The following is a 24,262-nucleotide window of genomic DNA, read 5'->3' as shown; positions in this document are numbered from 1 at the left end:
CCACCGACAAGAACCCTCCCATGACCGACCCGGACGACGACTGGGGCGACCTCGCCCGCGAACTCGGCGTTCAGAAGCCGACCGCCTCCGCCGCCGACGCCTCGCCGCCCGAGGAAGTCGAGGAGCCGGAGGCGATCCACGAGCTTCACGCCACCCCGGTCGAGGAGGAACCCGAGTTCGCCGAAGGTCTCGCCGACGAGGCGGCCGAGGGCGAAGTCGAGGGTGAGGGTGAGGGTGAAGAAGGCCCCGGCGACAAGCAACCGGGCGACGGTCGCAAACGGCGGCGCCGCCGGCGTCGTCGGAAGAAGGGCGAAGGAGACGCTGCCGACGCCGGCATTGCGGACGAGCCAGCCCCCAGCTATCAGGCCGCCGGCCGGGCGCCGGTCGTGGTGGCGGCGCCCGTCGCGGAGCCGGCGGGGGACGACGAGGACGGCGACGACGGGGAGGTCGGCGGCGGCGTGGTGTCGCCCGCCGAGGAGGACACGGCCGGAGAAGTCCTCCGCGAGCTGATTGCCACCTGGAATGTGCCGGCGTGGGACGAGATCATTTCCGGCCTGCACCGCTGAGTGCGCCGGACGGGGGCGTGCCGATGGCCGACGCTGTGATCGACGTGCTGGAGAAGGAAGAACTCCCGCAGCTGGTCGAACTTTACAACCAGGTGTACCGCCCGACGCGGACGGAGGAGACGTTCCGCCGCCGCTGCCTCGGCCGGTACAACGTGCTGCCGCTGGTGGCCCGGATCAAGGACCGGCCGGTCGGCTTCTTCCTCGGCTACGAGGCGGAGCCCGAGGTGTTCATCGCCTCGACGTGGGGCGTGCTGCCGGACGCGCGGCGGGCCGGCATCGGCTCACAGTTGCTCGAAGCGGCTCAGGAGTGGGCCGGCGAGCGCGGCTACGAGTCGGTGCGGCTGGAATGCCCCAACAGCCAGCACCCGATGCTGCACATGGCCCTGGGGCTCGGCTACGACATCGTCGGCACCCGGGCCGACGCCGACCGCGGCGTCACGATGGTGCTGTTCGAGAAGAGCCTGTCTTAACGGACCGGTGCCAGCGCCAGGAAGTTCTTCAGGATCGTCGGCCCTTCGACGGTCAAAAAGCTCTCGGGGTGGAACTGCACCCCGTGCAGCGGCCACGTCTTGTGCCGCACGCCCATGATCTCCCCTTCGGCCGTCCAGGCGCTCACCTCGAAGTCCGGGTTCGTCCACGTCTCGCGGCGGATCACCAGCGAGTGGTAGCGTGTCGCGTCGAACGGGTTGGACATGCCCGCGAACACGCCCTTGCCGTCGTGGTAGATCGGCGACACCTTCCCGTGCATGATGCGGCTGTTGCGGACGACCTCACCGCCGAAGCTGTGGCCGATGCACTGGTGGCCGAGGCACACGCCGAAGATCGGCCGCGTGGGGGCGAACCGCACCAACACGTCGTTGCAGATGCCCGCTTCCTTCGGCGTGCACGGGCCGGGCGACAGGATGATGTGCGTGGGGTTCTGGGCCTCGATCTCGGCCAGCGTGATCTGGTCGTTACGGACGACCTGCATCGGCAGCGTCGGGTCGATCTCCCCGAACCGCTGGACGAGGTTGTAAGTGAACGAGTCGTAGTTGTCGATCAGCAGGATCATCGGCGTCAGGATTGGCGGGTGGGGAGCTTCTGGGCGCTGTTCGCGGTGGCGTCAAACTTCACGTCGGCAGCGGTCACGACTTCCAGGAACGCGGCCGTGGCCGGGATGTCGTACCACGCCCCGTCGGCGAAGTCGACCAGCGCCCGGCCGCCGTAGTTCACCGTCACCACGCGGCCGACCATGCCGGCGAAGCGGGTGTACTCGGGCACCCCCTCCCGGACGCGGACGTACTTGTCCGTCCACTCGGCCTTCAGCGCCTCGGCGTCGTCGAAGCTCGGGAACTTCACCGTTACCTCCGCGCCGGCGCGGGTACGTCGATGGCCTTCACGAACCGGCAGGCGTCGGCGGCGCCGTACTCGCGGTCCATGCCGGGGTCGTGCCAGTCCACGGCGAGCGGGCCGTCGTAGCCGATCTCGTTGAGGACGCGCACCAGGCCCGGCCAGTCGATGCCGCCGTGGCCCGGCGAGCGGAACTGCCAGCCGGCCCGCGGGTCGCCGCTCGGCCAGTACCCGGCCAACAGCCCGGCCCGGCCGTCGAGCGTCAGCTGGGCGTCCTTCACGTGGACGTGGTAGATTCTATCGGGAAACCGCCGCAGAAACGCGGCCGGGTCCACGCCCTGCCAGTGGAGGTGGCTCGGGTCGAACAGGAAGCCGAACTCCTCGCGGCCGCCGAGGGCGTCGAGCACCACTTCCGCCGAGTACAGGTCGAACGCCAGCTGCCCGGGGTGAACCTCGCACGCGAAGCGGACGCCGCAGTCGCGGGCGGCGTCGAGGATCGGGTGCCACGCCGCGGCGAACTCCTTCAGCGCGTCCGCGATGACGTCCGGTCGTGGCGCGGGGTAGCCGGCGACGTAGCCCCAGATCGGTGAGCCGGTGAAGCCGCTCACGACGCCCGCCCCGAGTCGCTCGGCGAGGCGGAACGTCGCCGTCATCTCCTCCGTGGCGCGCTGCCGCACGCCCTCGGGCCGGCCGTCGCCCCAGACGTAGTCGGGGAGCAGGCCCTGGTGCCGCTTGTCGATCGGGTCGCAGACGGCCTGCCCGACCTTGTGGTTGGCGACGACCGGCACTTGGAGGTCGCTGCGGGCCAGCAGGTCGAGGCGGGCGGGGCCGTAGGTGTCGTCGGAGAGGGCGCGCTGCACTTCGAGGTGGTCGCCCCAGCAGCACAGCTCGAAGCCGTCGTAGCCCCAGGCGGCGGCCTTGCCGGCGAGGGCGTCGAGCGGCACGTCGGCCCACGGGCCGCTGAACAGCAACACCGGGCGGGGCATGGGTTCGTCCGTGAAGCGGCAACAAGAAAGCCCACCCGTCGCAACGGGTGGGCTTCGTACACGTCACCCGGTCACACGATCGGCTTGTCGTCCGGCTTCGGCGCCTCGGCCGGCGGCGGGGGCGAGACGACCGGCGGCGGGGGCGAAACGACCGGCGGCGGGCTCACGACCACAGGCGGCGGGGGCACCACCGGCGCGGGCGGAACCGTCGGCGCGGTGATGACCGTCAGCGGCGTGCCGCCCACCGGGCCCGACGCGACCGCCGGCGCCTCGGGCGGCTTCGGCGGGGCCGGCGGCACCTGCGGCTCGTCGTCCTCCAGGAACACCTCGTCCGGCTCCGCCTCGTCCACCTTCTTCCGCATCAGGAAGTACACCGCCGTCGCGGCCGTCCAGAAGAAGCTGTAGCTGAACCCGAGCATCATCAGGAACGCCAGCCCCAGCCAGAACCCAACCAGCCCGGCCCCGAACGTGTTGAACCAGTAGAACTCCGCGCGGTTGCGGTCGTACTCGGCCGGGTCCTTCTTCGAGTACACGTCCACCACGCGGCCCGCCGGGCTCACCGCAGTGCTGTGCGTCACCTCGTAGGGGCTCCCCTGCAGGAACAGCTCCTTCCACCCGAACGACTCGGGGGCGTAGATGAACAGGTACTCGGGCTTGCGGCTCTCCGCCATCGTGCTCGCCGGCAGCCCGACCGCCCACTTCCCCACGTACACGGCCAGCGACGTGAAGAACAGCACGAAGAACGTCACGATCGCGCCGTACAGCACGGCCACGAACCAGTACCAGAGGTAGTGCCACGGCGACTGGTAGACGTAGTTCACCGACCGGCTCAGGGCGTCGAACGTGTCGGAACTGTCGCCCTCGACCGACAGCGTCGGGTACATCAGCGGGTAGCCGACGAGGCCGACCAGGAAGATGGCCATGATGACGCCGGCCAGCAGCACCAGCGGCAGCAGGAGGCCGAGCAGCAGGATGTCGCCGACGAGCGGGATCAGGGCGATCGTGCCGTAGACGAACAGCCCGACGATCACGACGGCGATGATGGCCAGCGGCACCATCGGCGAGAGGACGTAGTTCACGTACCGGGTGCAGACGAACTGCACGGCCTGCTTCAGCGTGACCGGCCCGCGGCCGGACAGGCTCACCGCCGCCAGCCGGGTGATGACGCCGCCGAAAAATGCCCACACCGCCACGTTCCACAGGATCAGGAAGAACAGGTAGACGCGCGTCTGCGCCCCGACGCCCGGCGACACCATCTTCGCCACCGGCACGAGCAGTTTTACCAGCGGCTCGACCAGCACGGGGATGGAGCCGCTGATGAAGCGGCCGAAGGCGTCGGCGCGCTCGGTGGCGCCGCCGGCGAGCGCGTTGGTGGCGAACAGGAACGGGTTCGGGCCGCGGTACTCGTCCCACGGGGCGGCGCGGAACCGGCCGACGGGGATCGGCCGCTTCGTGGCCGGGTCCACCTCGTCGGCGGGGCCGGCGAGGTCGGCCATGACCCGCCACTTCTCGAAGTCGGCGGCGAACCGCTTGTTGCCGATGTCGGTGAAGTCGGCCTCGGTGTACGAGGCGTCGGTGCCGGGCTTCTTCTGCCCCTCCTTCTCCTTGGAGATGGTGCCGTTGCTGTACTCCGGGGCACTGCGGTCGGGCGCCTTGTAGTAGAAGAGCGCCGACAGCACCCACCAGCCGATCGACATGACCAGGATGCCGGCGGCGGCGACCAGCAACTTCCGCGGGTCGAGTGCGACCTGGAAGCAGCGGAAGATGCTCATCCACGGGAACGCGGCCCGGAAGCTGAATCCGGGTGCGGCGTTGGGCCCGTCTGCCATGCTGGTTCCTCAGTCGGTGGGCTGCGGCCGGACGGGGCCGCGCGGGTCGGGGGTACAATATACCCACCCCCCACGGACCGGCCACCGACGGCGCCGGAACGCGGCGGCTCCCAGTCGCAACCGCACGGCGTGTGTCTACGTCGCGCGGGGGCGGAACGGGGTTTGCGGTGCTGGCATGCCGTCGCCCAGGAGGACACCCGTGGCACACGACCCGACCGACGTTGTGAAGGTGGCCCAGGCCGACCACGTGACGACCGAACTGTACCGCAACGAACTGGTCGCCGAGGGGATCGACGCGAGGGTGCTCGGCGAGAGTTTGGAGGCGAGCTTCGGCACCGCGATCCAGGGCTCGGTGGAGCTGTGGGTTCACCGGGCCGACGCAGACCGTGCCGCGGCGCTGATCCGGCGGATGGAGGCCGAGCGCGGCACGACGACGGAGGAGGGACTCGTCGGCGAGTAACGACCGAGCCGGCCCCGGGGGGAGCGCCTGGCGCTTCCCCCGGGGCCGGCTCGGGAATCACCTCGACACACGTTACTTCAGCGATTCCTTGAGCGCCTTGATCGGGCTGAGCCGGACCTTGTTGTAGGCCGGCTTGTCCTTGGTGATGTAGGTGCCGCCCGTGAGCGGGTTCTTCTTCTCGACGCCGCCCTTCACGGCCTTCACCTTGGTGGCGCTGATGCGGGCCAGGCCGGGGATGACCAGCTTGCCCGGGCCCTTGCCGCTCAACTCCCGCTGCACCAGTTCGACGATCGCGGTCATGACCGCGTCGATCTGCTTCTTGCTCAGCTCGGTCTTCTCGGCCACCTCGGCCAGGAACGCGGACTTCGTGAGCGCCTTCTTCGCAGCCTTCGCCATGACGTGTTCTCCGGTCTGAGGGGAATCAGAACTCGAAACTGCCTGAAAACTAAGGGTTCCGTCGGGGGGTGTCAACGGACACGCCGGGATTTCCGCGAAATAATGCCGGTCTTTTCCGCGAAACCGCCGTTTTCCGGAGTTTCCGCGTCCGTCCTGTGAGCTCACGACCCCACACACGACCCGTTGACCGCTGGAATCGCACCCCGTGGTACGCTGACCCGGGGACGGCCGGCCGGGGCATTCACCCCTGCCGCTCCCTGCCGTGGCGCGGTACGATCGGGTGACCGACGAACCGCTGCGCCGGCGTCATCCTCCATTCCAAACCGGCCGCGGGCGTCGGGCTTCATCCCCATCATTCCCGTTTCCGGGAGGCCGTCGTGCGTGTCCTGGCCCGTCTCTCCGTGTTCGCGCTCGCGCCGCTGGTCGGCGGCGTGTGCCGCGCCACGGGCGTCGCCGTCGCCGCCGAAAGCGCCTCGGCCGTCGCCCGCTTCCTGTCCGACCGCCTCAGCGACCAAAGCCTTCGCGTCGCCGACGCACTCCGCGACGCTGCCGACCGCGCGTGGGCAACGCTCGACCGAGCCCTCGCCGGCGACTCGGCACTGGCCGTGGCCGACCGTGCCGAGGACCGCGCGTTCCGCGAGCAGCTCCGGCTGTTCGTGCTCGCCGCGCAGACCGACGGCCGGGCGACCGCCGACCCGACGTTCGTGCCGCGCTGCCGCACCGAGCTGACGGCGGCGAGGGCCGCCGGCCTCCTCGCCGGCGACGCCGACCCCGTCGCCCTCGCCGACGGGCTCGGCACCCTCACCCGCTTCGACGAACCGACCGCACTCCTGGCCGCGCAGTGGGGCGTGGCCGACGCCCTCGCCGCCGACCTGCACGCCGAAGGATTCCCGTCGCTGGCGTCGCTCGTGGCGCTGCGGCCGCCGTCCGACCCGACCGCGGCTCCGCTGCTTGCGGTGGCCGTGCGCTACTACTTCCGCCGCTCCGTGGAGGACGACCCGAAGCTGTTCCAGGGGCTGGCGTTCGCGCAGCTCGAACGGCTCGGCAAGGCCCAGGAGGACGGCGCCGCCCAGCTGGCGGCGCTGATGGCGCGGTACGTCGAGCGGCTCGAGGCGCGGCTCGGCGAACTGACGGACACGGCCCTGACGACGCGGGCGGAGGTTCGGGCGCTGGTGGCCGCTCTGGCGAGCGGCGGCGGGCAGTGGGCGGTGGGCGGTGGGCAGGCCCACCCCGAGCCGGCGACGCCGGTGCTGCCTTCACAGCCCGCCGCCCACTGCCCGCTGCCCACAGTGCTGCAAGTCCACACTGGTGCCGTGGCCTGCCTGGCGATCTCGCCCGACGGCACCCGCGCCGTGTCCGGCGGCGCCGACCGCGGCATCGTCGTATGGGACCTCGTCGCGCGGCGCGAGCTGCGCGTCATGGCCGGGCACCGGGACCGCGTCTGCTGCCTGGCGTTCGGGCCGGACGGGCGGAGGGTGCTGTCCAGCAGCCTCGACCAGACGGTGCGCCTGTGGGACGCCGACGCCGGCATCGAGCTGAAGACGTTCGACCGCCAGACGAACCGCAGCGCCGCCTTCGCCCCCGACGGCACGACGGCCCTGTGCGGCGCCCTCTACGACGGCAAGCTGCGGCTGTTCGACGTGGCCACCGGCAAGGCGCTGAAGGTGCTGCCGGGGCACGCCGACTGGGTGGTCGGGGTGGCGTTCGCGGCCGACGGCAAGCTCGCCCTCTCCGGCGGGCTCGACCGCGCGGTGAAGTTGTGGGACGTGCCCACCGGCCGGCTGCTGCGGACGTTCGCGCTGAAGAACACGATCCTGTCGAGCGTCGCGTTCAGCCCCGACGGCTGGCGGGTGCTGTCGGCCGGCGCCGACGGGCTGGTGCGGGTGTGGGACACGTTCACCGGCGCCGAGCTGTTCCGGCTGGTGGGCCACACGGACGCGGTGTCGTGCGTGAGTCCCGCGCCCGACGGCGACCGCGCCGCGTCGGCCGGGCACGACGGCACGGTCCGCGTCTGGGACTTGCGGGCGAAGAAGGAACTCGCGCGGTTCACGGGCCACGTCGGCAACGTGCTGACGGTCGCCTTCACGCCGGACGGCAACGCCGTGCTGTCGGGGGGCGACGACGGCACGGTCCGCGTTTGGGCACTGAACCGTTGACCGACCGTTACCGTTTCGGTTGCAACCGGCGACGGGCCGGCGGCTTCGCCAGCGACGGCCTGTCGCGCCACCCCAACGTTCTTTTGTGGCATAGACTCAATGCGTGCCTCGACCCCCCGGGGGGGTCGGTGACACACAATGAGGCCGGCCAGACCGTCGTTCCCGCTGACACGCCGCGCCGCGACTCGTAAGCTGGCACCGACCCCGATTCCCACCCCGAGGCAGTCATGGCCCAGCCCGCGTTCGACAACCTGGACGGGCTCTGCGTCAACACCATCCGCACCCTGGCGATGGACGCGGTGCAAAAGGCCAACAGCGGCCACCCCGGCGCCCCGATGGGCCTCGCCCCCGTCGCCTACGTGTTGTGGAACCGGTTCCTGAACTACGACCCCAAGTTCCCGTACTGGACGAACCGCGACCGGTTCGTGCTGTCGAACGGCCACGCCTCGATGTTGCTGTACTCGCTGGTCCACCTGGCCGGGGTCGTGGACCGCGACGAGCACAACAAGCCGAAGGACACGCCGAGCCTGCCGATGGAGCAACTGAAGCAGTTCCGCCAGTTCGGCAGCCGCACCCCGGGCCACCCCGAACAGGAGGCCACGAGCGGCATCGAGACGACGACCGGGCCGCTGGGTCAGGGCGTCGGCAACGCCGTCGGCATGGCCATCGCCCAGAAGTGGATGGCCGGGTACTACGGCCGGCCGGGGTTCGAGAAGCTGTTCGACCACAAGGTGTACGCCATCTGCGGCGACGGCTGCATGATGGAAGGCGTGGCGTCCGAGGCCGCGTCGCTGGCGGGGCACCTGAAGCTCAACAACCTGTGCCTCATCTACGACGACAACGGCATCACCATCGACGGTCACACCCACCTGGCGTTCAGCGAGGACGTGGCGAAGCGGTTCGAGGCGTATGGCTGGGACGTTCTCCGCGTCAACGACGGCAACGACACCGCCGGCATGGCGGCGGCGCTGGAGACGTTCAACAGCAGCGCCACGAAGCCGACGCTGATCGTGCTGAAGACGGTGATCGGCTACGGCTCCCCGCACAAGGCCGACACGCACGCGGCGCACGGCGAGCCGCTCGGCCCCGACGAGATCAAGCTGACGAAGAAGGCCTACGGCTGGCCCGAGGACTCGTCGTTCCTGGTGCCGGACGGCGTGTACGGCCGCTTCCAGGACGGCATCGGCAAGCGCGGCGGCGCCGCCCGCGCTGCGTGGGACAAGCTGTTCGCCGACTACAAGGCGAAGCACCCGGACTTGGCGACGCAGATCGAGACGCTGGAGCAGCGCGACCTGCCGGCCGGGTGGGACAAGGACATCCCCGTGTTCCCGGCCGACCCGAAGGGACTGGCGACGCGGGAGAGTTCGGGGCAGGTGCTCAACGCCATCGCCAAGAACGTGCCGTGGATCGTCGGCGGGTCGGCCGACCTGAACCCGTCGACGAAGACGTTCATGAAGTTCGAGGGCGCCGGCGTGTTCACGGCGAAGACGCCGGCCGGGCGGAACATCCACTTCGGTGTCCGCGAGCACGGCATGGGCGCCATCATGAACGGCCTGGCGCTGTCGAACCTGAAGGCCTACGGGTCCGGGTTCTTCATCTTCAGCGACTACGGCCGCGGGGCGCTGCGGCTCGGGGCCGTGATGCACATCCCGGTCGTCTACGTGTTCACCCACGACAGCATCGGGGTCGGCGAAGACGGCCCGACCCACCAGCCGATCGAGCACCTGGCGAGCCTGCGGGCGATGCCGAACATGGTGGTCCTCCGCCCCGGCGACGCGAACGAGGTGGCCGAGGCGTACCGGTACACCGTCCAGCAGAAGCACCAGCCGGTCACGCTGGTGATGACCCGGCAGGCGCTGCCGACGCTCGACCGCACGAAGTACGCCCCCGCGGCCGGGCTCCAGAAGGGCGGGTATGTACTTGCCGACGCCGCGGGAGGGAAGCCGGACGTGATCCTGATTGGGACCGGCAGCGAGGTGTCGATGGTGGTCGAGGCCTACGAGAAGCTGACGGCCGAGGGCGTGAAGGCTCGGGTGGTGAGCCTGCCGAGTTGGGAGCTGTTCGAGAAGCAGGACCAGGCGTACCGCGACAGCGTCCTGCCGCCCGCGGTGACCGCCCGGGTGTGCGTGGAGATGGCGGCGGCGTTCGGGTGGGAGCGCTACGCCGGCCCGACGGGTGCGATCATCGCCATGCGGTCGTTCGGGGCGTCGGCGCCGCTGAAGGACCTGATGAAGCACTTCGGGTTCAGCGTCGAAAACGTGCTGAAGGTGGCTCGCGAGCAACTGGCGAAGAAGTAACGAGACACGAAGCCCACCCGCCGCGGCGGGTGGGCTTTCACTCGCCGTTCAATTCCAACTCGAATCGGTCCGCGTCCAGGAAGCGCCCCGTACCCAGATCAAAGACCCGCCTCAGCCCACGCAACCGCGTTCCGTCGATCTCGTACTCGTGATAGCCCCACAGCTTCTCCTGGCAGGTGCTGCCGACGCACACCGAGTGGAACGGCTGTGCTTCACCGGTTTCGAGCACGTACCACACGTGTTTGTGCCCGTGCAGCCAAAGGCCGACGCCGCACGCTGCCGCCGCGTCCCGCGCCTCGGCCCAATCGAGGAGACGGTGCCAGCGGGCCTCGGGGTGCCGGCCGCGCGTCAACAGCGGGTAGTGGCTCACCACCACGCGCGGCCCCGCGTCGAGCCTGGCGCACAGCCGCTTCAGCCGTTCCAGTTGCGCCGTGCCGACGCGTCCGGTCGCGTCCCACGGCAGCACGTTCGGCTTGGCCGAGTTCAGCGCGATCAGCCAGACGTGGCCCACCTTCTTGGCGAACGGATACGTGTGCGTGTCGTCGGCGCGCTCGCCCTGCTGCCACGCCGAGAACGCGAACTCGAACGTCCGCCGGCGGGTGGCCCCGAACGTGTACAGGTCGTGGTTCCCCGGCACGGCCAAGGCCGGCGGCAGCGTCGCGTCCCACACGCCGAGCCGCCGCGCCGACTCGGTCATCTCGGTGTCGAACGCCATCGTGGTGGCGTCGCCGGAAAAGACGAGTTGGTCGTACCCGCGGGTGCGGCAGTCGGCCAACAATGCCTCGACCACCTGATTCGCGTACCGGAACCGATGCCCGCGGCCGCGCAGGCGCACGTTCACCCAGCCGGTGCCGCGCTTGGTGAACAGGTCACCGAGCCGCCACCCGACATTCGGGGCGGTGAGGTGCACGTCGCTGAAGTGGATCAGCCGAATCATGCGGATTGCGGGTTGCGGAAGTCTGTTTCCCGGCGACAATCCCTGTCAGCGGCCTGTTCTATTCCGCGTCCCGCAAACCGCATTCCCTCATGATCAAGTTCGACTTCGCCGGCAAGGTCGTGCTCGTAACCGGCAGCTCCCGCGGCATCGGCGCCGCGATCCTCACCGCGTTCGTCCGGGCCGGCGCGAACGGCGTCTTGCACTACTGGGACGACCCCGACGGGCTCAACCGCGCCGACGCCGCCGCACTCGCGGGGCGGCTCGGAGACGGCGTGCTGTCACTGGCCGGGGACATTCGGGACGCCGCACAAGTAGAAGGGTTAATGCGGCAGGCGAAGGAGCGCTTCGGCGGCCTCGACGTGGTCGTGAACAACGCCGGCATCATCAAGGACCGCACCCTCCGCAAGATGACGCCGGACGAGTGGCACGCCGTCATCCAGACCAACCTCGACGGCGTCTTCCACGGCTGCAAGTACGGCGCGGAGGTGCTGCGCGACGGGGGCCGCATCGTGAACATCGCGTCGGTGGCGGGGCTGGTCGGCTTCCACGGGCAGGCGAACTACGCAGCGGCAAAGGCCGGCGTCATCGGCATGACGCGCGTGCTGGCGAAGGAGTTGGCCCGCCGCGGCATTACGGTGAACGCCGTCGCCCCCGGCGTGATCCAGACGCCGATGCTCGGCGAGGTGAAGGCCGAGGTGATGGCCGAGTACCTGAAGCAAATCCCCGCCGGCCGGCTCGGGAAGCCCGAGGACATCGCCAACGCGGTGCTGTTCCTTGCGAGCGAAGAAAGCGGCTACATCACGGGCCAGGTGCTGCCCGTCACCGGCGGGTGGGTGTAGCCGTGAAGCAACTCACGATCGTGGTGAAGCCGTTCCGGGCCGAGGCGGTGCTGGCCGTGATTGCCGAGATGGGCGTGAGCGTGTGCGCCGTCCGCGAGGCGAAGGGGTACGGCCGGCAGAAGGGCTACCTCGACCGCTACCGCGGCTCGGAGTATAGCACGGCCTACCTGCCGAAGGTCGAAATCACCGTCTGGGTAACGGACGACACGGAGCACGAGCTGGCCGACCGCGTCGCCCGTACCGCCCGCACGGGGCGGATCGGCGACGGGAAAATCTTCGTCGTCCCCACCGTGTGGCCCGACGCGCTCGAGTTCTGAGGCGACCCCATGACCCCACTACTCCTCTCCCTCGCCGCGTTCACCCCGACCGACAGGGCGCCGCCGCCGAACGTCGTGCTGCTCATCGCCGACGACCTCGGCGCCGACGACTGCGGCCCGTTCGGCAACCGGGCCGTTCGCACGCCGAACATCGACCGCCTCGCCCGCGGCGGGACGCGCTTCGACCGGGCGTTCGTGCCGGCCAGTTCGTGCAGCCCGAGCCGGTGCAGCCTCCTGACCGGCCGCTACCCGCACAGCCACGGGGCTCCCCAACTCCACCAGCCGCTCCCGGCCGGGCAGCCGAACCTCGCCGCGCTGCTGCGCGCGGCCGGGTACTGGACCGCCATCGCCGGCAAGACACACCTCGGGAAGGACGCCCTCGCCGGCTTCGACGTGGTGAACGCCGGCGGCGGCCCGAGCGGCTGCGGTCAGTGGGTGGAGACGCTCCGCCGGCGGCCGCGTGACAAGCCGTTCTTCGCCTGGCTCGCCGCGTTCGACCCGCACCGGGACTACGCGCCCAACGCGATCCCGCAGCCGCACCGGCCGGCAGACGTAATCGTGCCGCCGTACCTGCCCGACACGCCCGAAGTCCGCGCCGACCTGGCACTGTACTACGACGAGGTTTCGCGCCTCGACCGCTACATCGGCGACGTGCTCGACGAACTCGACCGGCAGGGTGTGGCCAACGACACGCTCGTACTGTTCCTCAGCGACAACGGCCGGCCCTTCCCGCGCTGCAAGACCACGGTCTACGACAGCGGCTGCCGCACGCCCTTAATCGCCCGCTGGCCGGGCGTCGTACGGGCCGGCGGGACGTGCGGGAGCCTGGTCAGCACCATCGACATCGCGCCGACGCTGCTGGGGTTGGCGGGTGCGGCAGTGCCCCCGACCGTGCAGGGCCGGAGCTTCGCCGGAGTGCTCCGCGACCCGGCCGCAAAGCACCGCGACTTCGTGTACCTGGAGAAGAACTGGCACGACTTCGACGACCACGCCCGCGCCGCGCGCTCGGCCCGGTACCGCTACGTCCGCAACAGCTACCGCGACGTGCCACTGACGCCGCCGGCGGACGCTGTACGCAGCCCGACGTTTCAGGCGATGATCGCGCTGTTCGACGCGGGGAAGTTGCCGGCGGAGATGCGGACGTGCTTCGTCACGCCGCGGCCGGCCGAGGAGTTGTATGACGTGGACGCCGACCCCCACGAGTTGCGGAACGTCATCGCCGATCCGCGGCACGCCGCCGTGCTGGCGTCGCATCGCCAGGCGCTGGACGAGTGGGTCATGGAGACGAGCGATCGGGTGCCCGCGGCGCGGACACCCGATCGGTACGACCGGCGGACGGGGTTGGTGCCCAAGAAGTGACACCGCTTGCGGCGTAGCCCGGGCCGCGCTACGCCGCAAGCGGGTGGGCTACTTCTTCGCCGGCTCCGGCGGCCGTGCCACGAACCCCGGCGAGGCGTTGAACAACTTCGGAGCCGCCTTCGCGTCGGTCACCTTCCACACGGCCACGTTGCCGTCGTAGCCGCCGCCGGCGACGTACTCGCCGTCCGGGCTGAACGCCACCGCGTACACGTAGTCCGTCAGGCCGCTCAGCGTCGCCCCGGCGGCCAGCGTCTCGCTGTTCCACAGCCGGACCGTCTTGTCCGCCGACGACGTGGCCAGCATCGGTTGCTTCGGGTGGTAGATCACGCGGAACACTTCGTCGGAGTGGCCGCCGACGCCCTTCACCTGCTTCCCCTCGCCGCCCGGCTTCCACGTCCGCAGTTGCTTGTCGGCGCCGACGGAGAAGCCGGCCGAGCCGTCGCCCTTCACCGCGACGCCGTACACGATGTTCTGGTGTTCGGGGAACGTCACCACCGACTCCTTCGCCCGCAGGTCCCACACCTTCGCCGTCTTGTCGCGGCCGGCGGTCACCAGGTAGCGGCCGTCGTTCGAGATCGACACGCCGAGCACCCAGTCGGCGTGGTTCTCGACGGTCTGGTCGAGCCGGGCGTTGGCCACGCCCGCGGACAGGTCCCACACCCGCACGGCCCGGTCGGTGCCGCCCGCGGCCAGGAACTTGCCGTCCGGCGACACCGCGATGCACAGGACGGCGTCCTCGATGTCCACGAGGTGCTTCACCATCACCGCCTTGTCGTTCACCCCGTCCAGAATCTCGACCGCGCCCGCCATCCGGCCCTTGGCCTTCAGGTCGTAGACGCGCACGTCGCCCTCCTGCCCCGGGCGGCCGCCGGCAACGGCGAGCAGGCCGTTCGGCAGGAACACCATCCCGTAGGCCCGCTCGGAGCGGGTGTAGACGCGCTTCAGCAGCTTCGACTGAGCGAAGTCCCACACCGTCAGTTCGTGGTGGCCGCCGATCACCAGCGTCTTGCCGTCGGGGCTGAAGGCCAGCGCGTTCACCACGGCCGGGAACGTGTACTTCTCCGGCGGCGTCGGCGGCTGCCAGCGGACGCGCAGTTCCTTCACCAGGTCGGCCTTCGGGTCGAGGCCGCCGTCCAGCTTCGCGCCCTGGTCGATCCACCTGGCGATCAGCAGCGCCTTCTCCTTCGGCACCGCCTCGCCCTTGTCGCGCGGCGGCATCCGGCGCTGCTCCGTCGTCACGATCAGGTCGTGGAAGTCACTTTCCTTTGCCTTCCCGGCGGTGATCGGCGGGCCGTCGGGGCCGCCGGCCATCATCTTCTCGAACGTCGTCATGTCGTACTTGCCCGACTTTTTCTTGGCGTCGTGGCAGGCGAAGCAGTTCTCCTTCAGGATCGGCGCCACGTCCTTGATGAAGCTCACGGACTTGTCCTGCGCGGCGGCGCGGGGCGGGGCGGCGAACAGCATCAGGTACGCGGTCATCGCCGCGGTCGCGCAAAGGATGCAGAAGCAGAAGCGGCGTCGCAGCATGACGGCGTCCGGGAAAGGAGTCGGGGCAGGAAGTCTGATTCTACCGGGCCGGTGGAGGGTTCGGAAGAGTTAAACCCCGACCGCGGGCGGAGGTGTCGCTCAAAGCTCGGCCCGAGCCCATTGTGTGTACGGCTCCCCCCCGGGGGGTCGAGGCACGAATTGAGTCGATGCCACAAAAGAGCGTCAGATCGACGGCCGGGGTTGTGTCGCATCACCCGGCGGGCTATAAGTCGCCACTTCCGCACACGTTCGGATGATCCGATGGCCGACGACCCCGCCCGCGATCTCGCCGCCGCCCGCCGGCGCATCGAGCAGCTCGAAACCGCCCTGATGCGGCGGACGGAGCTCCTCGAACAGAAGCAGGCGGAGCTGGCTGCGGTCCGCGCCTCGAAGGCGTTCCGCGCCGCCAGCTTGATCAACAAACTCATCGATCGCCTGTTCCCGCTCCACACCCGGCGCCGCACCGTCCTGAAGCGCACCGCCCGCCGCCTGACCGCCATCCCCGCCGCGCTGTTGGCGCGCCGCAAGGCCGCGAACGGCCCCCCGCCCGACGAGCGTTACCTGAGCGAATGCACGCCGCCGGACGAGTACCGCCGCTGGATCGGCAAGCACGAACCGGACGCCGCCGCGCTGATGAAGCAGCGTGCCCACCGCTTCAGTCGCGCGCCAAAGATCAGCGTCGTGGTGCCGGTCTACAACCCCCCTGCGGGCTTCCTCGAAGCGATGATCGCGTCCGTCCGCGACCAGACCTACGGCAACTGGGAGCTCTGCCTCGCCGACGCCAGCACGCAGCCGCACGTCCGGCCGGTGCTGGAGAAGGCCGCTGCTGATAGCCGCATCAAGGTCGAATTCCTCGCCGAGAACCGCGGCATCGTCGGCAACTCGAACGCCGCCGCGGCAAGTGCCACCGGCGACTACCTCGCCCTCCTCGATCACGACGACACGCTCGCGCCGTTCGCGCTGCACGAGGTCGTCGCCGCGATCAACGAGTCGCCGGACGCCGACTTCCTGTACTCCGACGAGGACAAGATCGACACCCACGGCGACCGCGTGGAGCCGAACTTCAAGCCGGACTGGTCGCCGGAAACGCTCCGCAGCCGCAACTACGTCTGCCACCTCACCACGCTCAAGCGGGCGCTGTACGAGACGATTGGCGGCTTCCGCCCCGGCTTCGACGGCTCGCAGGATTATGACCTGGTGCTGCGGGCCAGCGAACGTGCGAAGCGCATCGTCCACATCCCGCGGGTGCTGTACCACTGGCGGATGCACGCCGAGTCCACGGCGTTCGTGAAGGGCTCGAAGAACTACGCCTTCGAGGCCGGCAAGAAGGCCGTGGCCGAACACCTGACCCGCCTCGGTATCGACGCCAGCGTCCACGACGGGGCCGTGCAGGGGCTCTATCAGGTCGTCTACCACCTGAGGACGCAGCCGCTCGTCAGCGTCATCATCCCCAACAAGGACCAGGTGGGGCTCCTGTCGCGGTGCGTCGAGTCGCTGGCGAAGTCGAGCTACGCGAACTACGAGGTGGTGATCGTCGAGAACGGCAGCACGCTCCCCGAGACGCACGCGTACTACCGCGAGTTGCAGAAGCAACCGCACGCCCGCGTCGTGGAGTGGACGAAGCCGTTCAACTACGCCGCGGTGAACAACTTCGCCGCGGCGCAGGCGAAGGGCGACCTGCTGCTGTTCCTCAACAACGACACCGAGGCCATCAACCCCGACTGGCTCGAAGCGATGGTGACGCAGGCGGTGCAGCCGGGCGTCGGGGCCGTCGGCGCGAAGCTGTACTACGCCGACGACACGATCCAGCACGCCGGCATCGTCGTCGGCATGGGCGGCGTGGCGGGGCACAGCCACCTGTTCTACCCGCGCCAGGCAAGCGGCTACATGCAGCGGCTCCGCATCACCCAGAACGTGGCCGCGGTGACCGGGGCGTGCCTCCTCATGCCGCGGGCGGTATTCGCGGAGGTGGGCGGGTTCGACGAGGGGTTCGTGCTGGCCTTCAACGACGTGGACCTGTGCCTGGCGGTGCTGAAGGCCGGCTACCGCGTGGTGTGGACGCCGGACGCCGAGCTGTACCACCTGGAGAGCAAGACGCGCGGCTACGAGGACACGGCCGAGAAGCAGGCCCGGTTCCGGCGCGAGTACGACCTGTTCCACCTGAAGTGGTCGTCGTTCCTGAAGGCCGGCGACCCGTACTACTCCCCGCACTTCCGCCTCGACCGCCCCGACTTCGCGCTGAAGGCGGCGTAGCGCGGAACCGCTCGTTGTCGGGTATCATCCGGCAAGAGCGGTTCCGAGGATGGGCTATGACCGAAGCGGAATGGCTGGCGGCGACCGACCCGTTGCAGATGCTTCAATTCATTCAGGGCCGCACGAGCGACCGGAAGTTGCGGCTATTCGCCGTGGCATGCTGTCGGCGAGTTTGGCAACGACTTGTTGCACAGCGTCACCGAGCTGTCGTTGAGTTGGTTGAGGCGTTTGTGGATGGAGGAGTGAGTTACGACCAAGTCCGCGCTGCGAGAGGGGCAATCTGGCAGGGGCCGAAACTTTGGCCGACACCTTGGCAAGCTGCGAACGACGATGCGTTCAGGGCTGCCCTATTCACACACCAGAACGCTGCCCGTATCGCAAGCCGCAGCACGGACGACAAATCGTCTCATCAAGACCTGCTTCGTGACATCATCGGGAATACTCAACGCACCATCGCCTTCGAGCCGTCTTGGCGGACAGAAGCCGTCGTCGCCCTCGCCCGTGGGATGTACGAGTCGCGGGACTTCGCCCCGATGCCCGTGCTGGCCGACGCGCTCGAAGACGCCGGCTGCGCCGACAACGACATCCTCGCCCACTGCCGCGGCGACGGGCCGCACGTCCGCGGCTGTTGGGTCGTCGATCTGGTGCTGGGGAAAAGCTAATGCGGTCGTTTCACGTCCGATGGCGCCGAGGTTTTCAGGCCAACGGCCTGACAGCCCTCAGCCCAGGGCAACGCCCTGGGTAGGCGGCACGAATCACCTTGCAGGCTGAAGGCCTGCGAGCCGGCTCGCAGGCCTTCAGCCTGCAACTCCCCGTAACCACAAACCCAGAGCGGCGGTCGCTGCGCTCCCTTGCCCTGGGCTGAGGGCTGTCAGGCCGTTGGCCTGAAAACCGAGGTTGCTCCGCGGCAGCCGTGGTACAATGCCCCCGAGCCTCGCGGCGGCACCGGACAGGCTCGTTAATCAAACCGCCGCACCCCCTTCGATGCCGGACCCCAAGCTCCGCCGGGCCATCGCCTTCGAGGCCGCCCGGCTCATGTACGCCCGCACCGAGTCCGAGTACTTCACCGCCAAACGCAAGGCGGCCGACCGCGTCTGCCGCGGGTCGGTGAAGCCGTCGGACCTCCCCAGCAACGCCGAGATCCGCGACCTCATCCAGGAGTTCGCCCGCACCCACGAGGGCGACCGCCGCACCGCCGACCTCAAGGACATGCGCCTTCACGCCCTCCGCCTGATGAAGCTCCTCGCCCGCTTCCGCCCCCGGCTCATCGGGAGCGTGATGACCGGCCACACCCGCAAGGGCTCGGACATCGACCTCCACCTGTTCAGCGACCACCTCGAACCCGTCACCAGCGTGCTCGACGAGGAGGGCGTGCAGTACGACGTGGAGCGGAAGCAGATCACCAAGCATAACGAAACCCGCGTGTTCACGCACGTCCACGTCTACGACGTGTTCCCGTTCGAGCTGACCGTCTACGCCGAGGACAAGGCCCACTACGTGTTCACCAGCTCGATCACCGGCAAGCCGATCGAGCGGGCCACGACGAAGGAGTTGGAGGAACTCATCGCCCGCGAGCACCCCGAGGTGAACGTCGCCGACGCGCTCGCCGAGCAGGAGGCGGCGGTGGACCCGCACCAGGTGTTCCGCCTGCTGCTGCTGCCGCTGGAGCGGGTGAAGCAGAACCCGAAGTGGCACCCCGAGGGGGACGTGCTGTACCACTCGCTGCAAGTGTTCGAGCAGGCGAAGGACGCCCGGCCGTGGGACGAGGAGTTCCTGACGGCTGCGCTGCTGCACGACGTGGGCAAGGGGATCGACCCCTACGACCACGTCGCCGCGGGCGTGCAAGCGCTGGAGGGGCTGATTACGGAACGCACGGCGTTCTTGATCGAGAACCACATGCTCGCCCAGGAGTACAAGGCGGGAACGCTCGGCCACCGGGGGCGGGTGCGGCTGGAGGCGTCGGACGACTTCGAGGACTTGCTGGAACTGCGCGAGTGCGACGACCGCGGCCGGGTGCCCGGTGCGGTCGTCGGGACGGTGGACGAGGCGCTGGGTTTCTTGCGCGAGCTGGAGCGGAGCAACCGGGGGAAATGACAGTTTCGAGTTCAGAGTTTCGAGTTCAAAGTTGGGCAACCGAACTTTGAACTCGAAACTCTGAACTCGAAACTCGTCAGCGGCCCGGCTCGTACATGAAGAAGTCGCGCGGGCTGCGGACGAACGGGTGGTGCGGGAACACCAGCGTGCCCTGGTTCGCCGCGTACGGGTTGGGCGCACCGTGGCCGCCGACGCCCGGGCCGCCGGTGTAGCTGCCGTGGCCGAACGGGCCGCAGCCGCCGCTCGGGCAGCCGCCGCGGTGCTTGCCGTTGCACTCGCCGCAGGTGCTGCACCCCTTGTTCAGCGAGAACAGGTTCCGCAGCCCCGGCAGCAGGCCGTAGCGGTCCGGCGGCCGCTCCGCCGGGGCCGACATGGCGCCCATCAGCGTCGTCGGCGCGGCAGCGGGGGCGTTGTGGTTGGCGGGCATGGCGTAGCCGCCGGGCATCTGGCCGCCGGGCGCCTGCTGGCCGCCGCGCGGGGCGGGCGGGGCGAAACCGCCGGGGTCGGCGCTGGCGGCGGTCGCGGACAGGGCGGCGACCGCCAGCGCGAGCAGAATCCGTTTCATGATCCGGTCCCTCCGTGGCCGGGCGGGGCTCCGCCCCGGTCCGTGCGTCTGGTATCGGCCGCACCCGCCCCCCGGCCGGCACATCCGACTCGTTCCAACGCCCACCCCGGCGGACGGCCGGCGTTACAGCCGGTATACCCGGAAGGGTCGGACCACGGGCGGGGGTTGCATGGCAGGCGTGACGGTCGTCACCGGCGGGGCCGGGTTCATCGGGTCGCACCTCGTCCGGCTTCTGGTCGAGCGCGGCGAACGGGTGCGGGTGCTGGACCGCCCGGGGGCCGCGGTCGAGCATCTGCCGCTGAGCCAGATCGACTACGAACCCTGCGACATCCGCGACGAAGCGGCCGTGGCACGCTCCCTGCGCGGCTGCGGCGTCGTGTACCACCTGGCGGCCAACCCGCAGTTGTGGACGCGCCGGCGGCGCGACTTCCACCGCGTCAACTACCTCGGCACCGTCCACGTCCTGACGGCGGCGCTGCGGGCCGGGGCGACGCGCGTCCTCCACACCAGCACCGAGAGCATCCTGACCCGCCGCCGGCAGACGGCCGCCATCGCCGAGACGCAGGACGTACCGAGCCGCGACGTGATCGGGCCGTACTGCCGCTCGAAATTCCGCGCCGAGGGCTTCGCGTTCCACCTGGCTCGCGCCGGCGCCCCGGTCGTGGTCGTGAACCCGACACTCCCCGTCGGCCCCGGCGACCGCGGCCGCTCGCCGCCCACGCAGATGATGCTCGACTTCTGCCGCGGCGGCCGGTCCGCGTACCTCGACGCCGACCTGAACCTGATGGACGTGCGCGACATCGCCGCCGGCATGACGCAGGCCGTGGAACGCGGCAGACCGGGTGTGCGGTATCTGCTCGGGGCCGAGAACTGGTCGGTGAAGTCGGTCTTCGATTACCTGGCGAAGCAAACCGGGCTGCCGCCGCCGCGGTGGCGGGTGCCCTACCCCGTCGCGCTGACGGCGGCCTACGTCAGCGAGTTCGTCGCCGACGCGATCACGCGCACGATCCCGGCCGCGACCGTGACTGGCGTGAAATTGACGCGGCGGCGGATGAAGTTCGACGCCAGCCGGAGCCTCGCCGAGTTGGGCCTCACGCCGCGGCCGGTTGCGGGTTCCATCGACGAGGCGTTGGCGTGGTTCCGCGAAGTCGGCTGGCTATGACGGCGGCGGCAGCACGACGGCCTCGGCGAGCGTCGCCTTTCCGTCCACCAGCCCCAGGCACTTCCCCGTCGCCGTGACCGGCGAGCCGCGGCGGGCCGGTACGTTCATCCGCGCCTTCGCCGCCCGCCGCACGGCGACGTCGCCGTCCACGGTGAACGCCCCGTCAGCGGTGTCCGTGACCTTCCCGTTCACGCGCACCCACCGCCCCTTGAACCGGCCGTCGGCGGCCGCGGGGTCGGCCTTGTACGCGGCCGCGAGTTCCGTCGCCGACACGGCCAGCGGTTCCTCCACGATCGCCGGCCCGAATGCGGGGCCGAGCTTCACCGTGTCGAAGAACGCGGCCGCGTCGGCGAGCGCGGCCTCGGCGCCCGCCTTGTCGCCCGGCGCCTTCACGGTCATCCGCACGGCGCACGTCTCGCCCACGACCACGCGCACGGCCGTCAGCCGGCCGTCGTCGCGGCCGGCGATCACGACCTCGCGGCCGACGTGCCCGTCGTGCTTCGCCGCGCGGCTGGTCACGGGCGTGCCGTCGGTGTTCGCCGCGAACATCACCACGAGCATCTCGGCCTGCGCGTCGCGGCCGGCGGGGCCGGGCTCCTGGTTGCCGGGGTTCAGGCCGTCCTGCACGGTCACGGCGTACTCGCGGCGGCCGACCGACGCCTTGGCCCCGCGCTCGCCCCACTTCAGAAATGCCGGGTCGGCGGTGATGACGGGAAGCGCCGCCGGCGGGTTCGGGAACGTCGCGGTGAACACGCCGTCGGGGTCGGCGTAGTCGGCCGGCCGCGACAGGTTGGAGTAGACGAGCCACCCGCCGCCGCCGGCGGCCGCGAGGACCACCAGCGCGGCGAGGAACCAGCCGAACCGGCGGCGGGGCTTCGGGGCGGGCGCGTTCATCGGGCACCGGGCGGAGAGGGAGGTGCGGCTAGCATATCCTTGTTCCGGCCGGCCGGCGCTGGTAAGGTTTAACGTGTTCCGCGTGCCCGAGTCGAGGTCCGGTCATGGCCGATCAGAAGCTGGTGCTCGTCGTCGACGACGACCGCGAGTTGGTGGACGGGCTGCGGATGATGCTGGAGCGGCAGGGCTACAAGGTGATCCAGGCCCACGACGGCATCCAGGGGCAGCAGGCGATCTACGGCCAGCGGCCGGACCTGGTCATCCTCGACATGATGATGCCGCGGAAGGGCGGCTACCCGGTTCTCGAGCACTTCAAGGGGAAGGCCGACGCCCCGCCCATCATCATGATCACGGCCAACGAGGGGAGCCGGCACAAGGCCTACGCCGAGTACCTCGGCGTGGTCGACTACATCCGCAAGCCGTTCGCCATGGAGCGGCTCATGGAGGTGGTGAACCGCACCCTCAAGCCGGAGCCGAAGGCTCCGACCGAGGGCTAGTCGGCACCGGTCTCGAGGTCCGGCCGACGGGCCAGCGAGTGGTCACGGCCGCCGCGGCACAACTGGTACACACCGGGTTCGTCCAGCGTCTCGCCCGGGGCCAGCCGGCACGCCGCCCGCTTCAGTCGTGCGACGGCCAGCAACTGCGGCAGACACGCGGGGCACGCGAGCGAGTACGTCTTCAGTTCGTCGGTCAACCCGTCCGACCAGTGGGCCGCCACCTTGTACGCCGCCAGCTCCGGGCACCCGGGTGCGTAGCAGCGGACGGGGTAGGGCGGCATCGACATCGGGTGCGACTCAGTAGTTCATCTGGAATTGCAAGCGGAACACGCCGCCGTCGAAGTTCCGGTACGAGGTCACGCGCGCCTGGTTGATCGCGTTCAGGTTCGCCCCGTCCACCAGGCTGTACTCGGCCACCAGTTCCATCTCCTTGCGGATCTGCCACTCCACGCCCAGGTCCCACTGGTTGTGTGTGCCGTAGGGGGCGTTGGCGATCGACCGGTAGCCGCCTTTGTAGTACTGCCAGCGGCAGTACGGCGTGAAGATGCCGTAGTCGCAGGTGTCGACCTTGCACATCACCATCGCGTAGCCGCCCTGGAGCCAGCGCGTCTCGACGGCCGTCTGGGCGTCGTTCAAGCCCGGCCCTTCGCCCCAGTTCCACTCCGACTGGAAGCCGAACGGCTGCGGGTAGTAGACGAACGTCGTGCCGACCCGCTGGTCGCGGTGGCCGGTGTTGCCGCCGGTCCCGGCCGGGGTTATCGCACTGCCGCGGCCGAGCGGGCGGATGGCACTCCCCTGCACGACGTATTCGCCGGTGTACCCCTGGACGCTGGCCTCGACCACCTGCCCGCTGTCGAGCCGCGTCGGCCAGGTGAGGCGGGCGACGGTGTGGAGGTTCAGGTTCTGCTCGACCTGCGACCCGCCCTGTCCGTCATACACCCCGATCCCAAAGATGCCGTAGTTGCCGCTCCCCTTCAGTCCGCCGTCGACCAGGTCGCGGAAGAGTTTCTGCTTGTCCTCCGGCGTCCAGTAGTAAAACACCCCCAGGTCCCGCTCGTTCGGACTGACCGCGCTGTTGATCGGGTCGGTCCGGTCGAGGGGCACCCGGTTCTGGCTCGACTGCAGGTTCTCGAATCCGAACGGCACTTTCGACAAGCCGATTCTCAGTCGGTGAATTTTTGTGGTGTCGATGTACACGTCGGCGTAGGTGTCCCGGAGCTGGCCGAAGAACGTGTTCGTCGTGGCTCCCTGGGGAAGGTTTGCGAAGTCCGGCTGGATGTACACCCCGAGGTGCTCGCTCACGTCCCCAAAGATGATGAGCCGCATCCGTCGAATCGAAAAGTTCTCGGCATTCCCATTGACCGACCGGTCCCCGAGCAGGTTGGGGTTAGCGCTATCGGTCTCTTGGTCGATGGTGCGGGTGAACCGAAACTGCGTGTAACCGCGAATCGCGATCTTGTCGTACCACTTCGACTTCGACTTCCCCGCCGGGTGGAGGGAGTCGAACAGCGACTTCAGGCCGTAGTCGTCGTCCTGATGGAGCGAGTCGGTCAACGACTTTTCGGCCTTCGCGCCGCCGTCGGCCTTCGCCCCGTCCTTGCCCTTCGCGTCGTCGGGCAAGTCGGGGAGCACCTCGGGCGCCACGACCGGCGACGGGCCGGCGATGGGCTCCGGCCCGGGAAGAAGCGCCCCGGGGGTCTGGGCGAATGCGGGGCCGCCGGCAACGAGTGCGGCGGCAAGCAGGGCGATTCGGGCGGTGGAGATTGGCAAGGAACGGCCCAATGCGGGTCGGGTCTTGC

At 69.7% G+C, this 24,262-nt stretch carries 24 protein-coding genes; 13 read left to right on the top strand and 11 right to left on the bottom strand.

What is annotated here, in order from left to right; genetic code table 11:
- The first annotated feature begins 20 nt into the window (after nucleotides 1-20).
- Together ETAA1_RS11465 and ETAA1_RS11460 are read left to right on the top strand one after the other, a co-directional pair.
- Nucleotides 21-566 carry a hypothetical protein gene (locus ETAA1_RS11465; protein ID WP_145237847.1) on the top strand — a complete coding sequence of 182 codons (546 nt, stop codon included), beginning with the start codon at nucleotides 21-23 and terminating at the stop codon, nucleotides 564-566.
- Nucleotides 567-589: 23 nt separating this feature from the next.
- Entirely contained in the window at nucleotides 590-1,036 is a 447-nt protein-coding gene (locus ETAA1_RS11460) for a GNAT family N-acetyltransferase (RefSeq protein WP_145237844.1), read from the top strand.
- Here ETAA1_RS11460 and ETAA1_RS11455 read toward each other — a convergent pair.
- The 4 genes from ETAA1_RS11455 to ETAA1_RS31830 form a co-directional block, all read right to left on the bottom strand.
- Nucleotides 1,033-1,617: an anthranilate synthase component II gene (locus tag ETAA1_RS11455; protein ID WP_145237841.1), complete on the bottom strand. Its 585-nt coding sequence runs from the start codon at nucleotides 1,615-1,617 to the stop codon at nucleotides 1,033-1,035. The two genes, ETAA1_RS11460 and ETAA1_RS11455, sit on opposite strands and share 4 nt — an antisense overlap.
- A 5-nt stretch (nucleotides 1,618-1,622) precedes the next feature.
- Nucleotides 1,623-1,904 (bottom strand): hypothetical protein, encoded by a 282-nt coding sequence (locus ETAA1_RS11450; RefSeq protein ID WP_145237838.1) that lies wholly within the window; start codon nucleotides 1,902-1,904, stop codon nucleotides 1,623-1,625.
- 2 nt (nucleotides 1,905-1,906) lie between these two features.
- The gene (locus ETAA1_RS11445) at nucleotides 1,907-2,881 is read right to left on the bottom strand and encodes a sugar phosphate isomerase/epimerase family protein (RefSeq protein WP_145237835.1); all 975 of its coding nucleotides are present in this window, start codon (nucleotides 2,879-2,881) and stop codon (nucleotides 1,907-1,909) included.
- A 71-nt stretch (nucleotides 2,882-2,952) separates the two neighbouring features.
- Nucleotides 2,953-4,710 (bottom strand): hypothetical protein, encoded by a 1,758-nt coding sequence (locus ETAA1_RS31830; protein WP_202920831.1) that lies wholly within the window; start codon nucleotides 4,708-4,710, stop codon nucleotides 2,953-2,955.
- A gap of 199 nt (nucleotides 4,711-4,909) precedes the next feature.
- On the opposite strand from ETAA1_RS31830, the gene ETAA1_RS31825 reads away from it, so the two are divergent.
- The gene (locus tag ETAA1_RS31825) at nucleotides 4,910-5,170 is read left to right on the top strand and encodes a putative signal transducing protein (protein ID WP_202920830.1); all 261 of its coding nucleotides are present in this window, start codon (nucleotides 4,910-4,912) and stop codon (nucleotides 5,168-5,170) included.
- A gap of 72 nt (nucleotides 5,171-5,242) precedes the next feature.
- Here ETAA1_RS31825 and ETAA1_RS11430 read toward each other — a convergent pair whose 3' ends face one another.
- On the bottom strand, nucleotides 5,243-5,566 hold the full coding sequence (locus ETAA1_RS11430) for an HU family DNA-binding protein (RefSeq protein ID WP_145237829.1): 324 nt from the start codon (nucleotides 5,564-5,566) through the stop codon (nucleotides 5,243-5,245).
- A gap of 377 nt (nucleotides 5,567-5,943) precedes the next feature.
- Here ETAA1_RS11430 and ETAA1_RS11425 point away from each other — a divergent pair, with 377 nt between their 5' ends.
- Nucleotides 5,944-7,722, top strand: coding sequence for a WD40 repeat domain-containing protein (locus ETAA1_RS11425; protein ID WP_145237826.1), 1,779 nt, complete (start codon nucleotides 5,944-5,946; stop codon nucleotides 7,720-7,722).
- 227 nt (nucleotides 7,723-7,949) lie between these two features.
- Nucleotides 7,950-10,019: a transketolase gene (gene tkt, locus ETAA1_RS11420; RefSeq protein WP_145237823.1), complete on the top strand. Its 2,070-nt coding sequence runs from the start codon at nucleotides 7,950-7,952 to the stop codon at nucleotides 10,017-10,019.
- A gap of 37 nt (nucleotides 10,020-10,056) precedes the next feature.
- Here tkt and ETAA1_RS11415 read toward each other — a convergent pair whose 3' ends face one another.
- Entirely contained in the window at nucleotides 10,057-10,956 is a 900-nt protein-coding gene (locus ETAA1_RS11415; protein WP_145237820.1) for a metallophosphoesterase family protein, read from the bottom strand.
- Nucleotides 10,957-11,045: 89 nt separating this feature from the next.
- On the opposite strand from ETAA1_RS11415, the gene ETAA1_RS11410 reads away from it, so the two are divergent.
- From ETAA1_RS11410 to ETAA1_RS11400, 3 genes are read left to right on the top strand one after another with little or no spacing between them, the layout of a single operon-like run.
- Nucleotides 11,046-11,795 carry an SDR family oxidoreductase gene (locus tag ETAA1_RS11410; protein ID WP_145237817.1) on the top strand — a complete coding sequence of 250 codons (750 nt, stop codon included), beginning with the start codon at nucleotides 11,046-11,048 and terminating at the stop codon, nucleotides 11,793-11,795.
- A gap of 2 nt (nucleotides 11,796-11,797) precedes the next feature.
- Entirely contained in the window at nucleotides 11,798-12,112 is a 315-nt protein-coding gene (locus tag ETAA1_RS11405) for a P-II family nitrogen regulator (RefSeq protein ID WP_145237814.1), read from the top strand.
- Between the two features lie 9 nt (nucleotides 12,113-12,121).
- Nucleotides 12,122-13,471, top strand: coding sequence for a sulfatase family protein (locus tag ETAA1_RS11400; RefSeq protein ID WP_145237810.1), 1,350 nt, complete (start codon nucleotides 12,122-12,124; stop codon nucleotides 13,469-13,471).
- A gap of 48 nt (nucleotides 13,472-13,519) precedes the next feature.
- On the opposite strand, the gene ETAA1_RS11395 is transcribed toward ETAA1_RS11400, so the two are convergent.
- Nucleotides 13,520-14,998: a c-type cytochrome domain-containing protein gene (locus tag ETAA1_RS11395; protein ID WP_145237807.1), complete on the bottom strand. Its 1,479-nt coding sequence runs from the start codon at nucleotides 14,996-14,998 to the stop codon at nucleotides 13,520-13,522.
- Nucleotides 14,999-15,259: 261 nt separating this feature from the next.
- Here ETAA1_RS11395 and ETAA1_RS11390 point away from each other — a divergent pair, with 261 nt between their 5' ends.
- From ETAA1_RS11390 to ETAA1_RS11380, 3 genes are all read left to right on the top strand, one after another.
- Complete coding sequence (locus ETAA1_RS11390; RefSeq protein WP_145237804.1) at nucleotides 15,260-17,251, top strand: glycosyltransferase family 2 protein; 1,992 nt, start codon at nucleotides 15,260-15,262, stop codon at nucleotides 17,249-17,251.
- 533 nt (nucleotides 17,252-17,784) lie between these two features.
- Nucleotides 17,785-17,913 carry a hypothetical protein gene (locus tag ETAA1_RS33410; protein ID WP_261342012.1) on the top strand — a complete coding sequence of 43 codons (129 nt, stop codon included), beginning with the start codon at nucleotides 17,785-17,787 and terminating at the stop codon, nucleotides 17,911-17,913.
- 322 nt (nucleotides 17,914-18,235) lie between these two features.
- The gene (locus ETAA1_RS11380; RefSeq protein WP_145237801.1) at nucleotides 18,236-19,345 is read left to right on the top strand and encodes an HD domain-containing protein; all 1,110 of its coding nucleotides are present in this window, start codon (nucleotides 18,236-18,238) and stop codon (nucleotides 19,343-19,345) included.
- Nucleotides 19,346-19,421: 76 nt separating this feature from the next.
- Here the strand turns inward: ETAA1_RS11380 and ETAA1_RS11375 are convergent, their stop codons facing one another.
- The gene (locus ETAA1_RS11375) at nucleotides 19,422-19,910 is read right to left on the bottom strand and encodes a hypothetical protein (RefSeq protein ID WP_145237799.1); all 489 of its coding nucleotides are present in this window, start codon (nucleotides 19,908-19,910) and stop codon (nucleotides 19,422-19,424) included.
- 169 nt (nucleotides 19,911-20,079) lie between these two features.
- Here ETAA1_RS11375 and ETAA1_RS11370 point away from each other — a divergent pair, with 169 nt between their 5' ends.
- Nucleotides 20,080-21,072 (top strand): NAD-dependent epimerase/dehydratase family protein, encoded by a 993-nt coding sequence (locus ETAA1_RS11370; protein ID WP_145237796.1) that lies wholly within the window; start codon nucleotides 20,080-20,082, stop codon nucleotides 21,070-21,072.
- Here the strand turns inward: ETAA1_RS11370 and ETAA1_RS11365 are convergent.
- Nucleotides 21,067-21,966: an OB-fold protein gene (locus ETAA1_RS11365; RefSeq protein ID WP_145237793.1), complete on the bottom strand. Its 900-nt coding sequence runs from the start codon at nucleotides 21,964-21,966 to the stop codon at nucleotides 21,067-21,069. The two genes, ETAA1_RS11370 and ETAA1_RS11365, sit on opposite strands and share 6 nt — an antisense overlap.
- Before the next feature lie 104 nt (nucleotides 21,967-22,070).
- Here ETAA1_RS11365 and ETAA1_RS11360 point away from each other — a divergent pair, with 104 nt between their 5' ends.
- A complete protein-coding gene (locus ETAA1_RS11360; protein ID WP_145237790.1) occupies nucleotides 22,071-22,463 on the top strand; it encodes a response regulator transcription factor in 393 nt (130 codons plus the stop codon).
- On the opposite strand, the gene ETAA1_RS11355 is transcribed toward ETAA1_RS11360, so the two are convergent.
- On the bottom strand, nucleotides 22,460-22,750 hold the full coding sequence (locus ETAA1_RS11355) for a hypothetical protein (protein WP_145237788.1): 291 nt from the start codon (nucleotides 22,748-22,750) through the stop codon (nucleotides 22,460-22,462). The genes ETAA1_RS11360 and ETAA1_RS11355 overlap by 4 nt on opposite strands.
- A 10-nt stretch (nucleotides 22,751-22,760) precedes the next feature.
- Nucleotides 22,761-24,233, bottom strand: a complete 1,473-nt coding sequence (locus tag ETAA1_RS11350; protein ID WP_145237785.1) for a porin — start codon at nucleotides 24,231-24,233, stop codon at nucleotides 22,761-22,763.
- Nucleotides 24,234-24,262: the final 29 nt, after the last annotated feature.

The organism is Urbifossiella limnaea (assembly GCF_007747215.1).
In the GTDB taxonomy this organism is placed as follows: Bacteria; Planctomycetota; Planctomycetia; order Gemmatales; family Gemmataceae; genus Urbifossiella; species Urbifossiella limnaea.
This window is presented reverse-complemented; position numbering and strand designations above follow the sequence as displayed.

What these genes read in the sequence shown, in the direction of transcription:
- ETAA1_RS11355 (WP_145237788.1), bottom strand. Translation starts at nt 22,750, where the DNA reads ATGTCGATGCCGCCCTACCCCGTCCGCTGCTACGCACCCGGGTGCCCG.
- ETAA1_RS11395 (WP_145237807.1), bottom strand. Translation starts at nt 14,998, where the DNA reads ATGCTGCGACGCCGCTTCTGCTTCTGCATCCTTTGCGCGACCGCGGCG.
- ETAA1_RS11380 (WP_145237801.1), top strand. Translation starts at nt 18,236, where the DNA reads ATGCCGGACCCCAAGCTCCGCCGGGCCATCGCCTTCGAGGCCGCCCGG.
- ETAA1_RS31830 (WP_202920831.1), bottom strand. Translation starts at nt 4,710, where the DNA reads ATGGCAGACGGGCCCAACGCCGCACCCGGATTCAGCTTCCGGGCCGCG.
- ETAA1_RS11445 (WP_145237835.1), bottom strand. Translation starts at nt 2,881, where the DNA reads ATGCCCCGCCCGGTGTTGCTGTTCAGCGGCCCGTGGGCCGACGTGCCG.
- ETAA1_RS11390 (WP_145237804.1), top strand. Translation starts at nt 15,260, where the DNA reads ATGGCCGACGACCCCGCCCGCGATCTCGCCGCCGCCCGCCGGCGCATC.
- tkt (WP_145237823.1), top strand. Translation starts at nt 7,950, where the DNA reads ATGGCCCAGCCCGCGTTCGACAACCTGGACGGGCTCTGCGTCAACACC.
- ETAA1_RS11375 (WP_145237799.1), bottom strand. Translation starts at nt 19,910, where the DNA reads ATGAAACGGATTCTGCTCGCGCTGGCGGTCGCCGCCCTGTCCGCGACC.
- ETAA1_RS11455 (WP_145237841.1), bottom strand. Translation starts at nt 1,617, where the DNA reads ATGATCCTGCTGATCGACAACTACGACTCGTTCACTTACAACCTCGTC.
- ETAA1_RS11460 (WP_145237844.1), top strand. Translation starts at nt 590, where the DNA reads ATGGCCGACGCTGTGATCGACGTGCTGGAGAAGGAAGAACTCCCGCAG.
- ETAA1_RS11465 (WP_145237847.1), top strand. Translation starts at nt 21, where the DNA reads ATGACCGACCCGGACGACGACTGGGGCGACCTCGCCCGCGAACTCGGC.
- ETAA1_RS11360 (WP_145237790.1), top strand. Translation starts at nt 22,071, where the DNA reads ATGGCCGATCAGAAGCTGGTGCTCGTCGTCGACGACGACCGCGAGTTG.
- ETAA1_RS11410 (WP_145237817.1), top strand. Translation starts at nt 11,046, where the DNA reads ATGATCAAGTTCGACTTCGCCGGCAAGGTCGTGCTCGTAACCGGCAGC.
- ETAA1_RS33410 (WP_261342012.1), top strand. Translation starts at nt 17,785, where the DNA reads ATGCCCGTGCTGGCCGACGCGCTCGAAGACGCCGGCTGCGCCGACAAC.
- ETAA1_RS11415 (WP_145237820.1), bottom strand. Translation starts at nt 10,956, where the DNA reads ATGATTCGGCTGATCCACTTCAGCGACGTGCACCTCACCGCCCCGAAT.
- ETAA1_RS11400 (WP_145237810.1), top strand. Translation starts at nt 12,122, where the DNA reads ATGACCCCACTACTCCTCTCCCTCGCCGCGTTCACCCCGACCGACAGG.
- ETAA1_RS11430 (WP_145237829.1), bottom strand. Translation starts at nt 5,566, where the DNA reads ATGGCGAAGGCTGCGAAGAAGGCGCTCACGAAGTCCGCGTTCCTGGCC.
- ETAA1_RS11370 (WP_145237796.1), top strand. Translation starts at nt 20,080, where the DNA reads ATGGCAGGCGTGACGGTCGTCACCGGCGGGGCCGGGTTCATCGGGTCG.
- ETAA1_RS11365 (WP_145237793.1), bottom strand. Translation starts at nt 21,966, where the DNA reads ATGAACGCGCCCGCCCCGAAGCCCCGCCGCCGGTTCGGCTGGTTCCTC.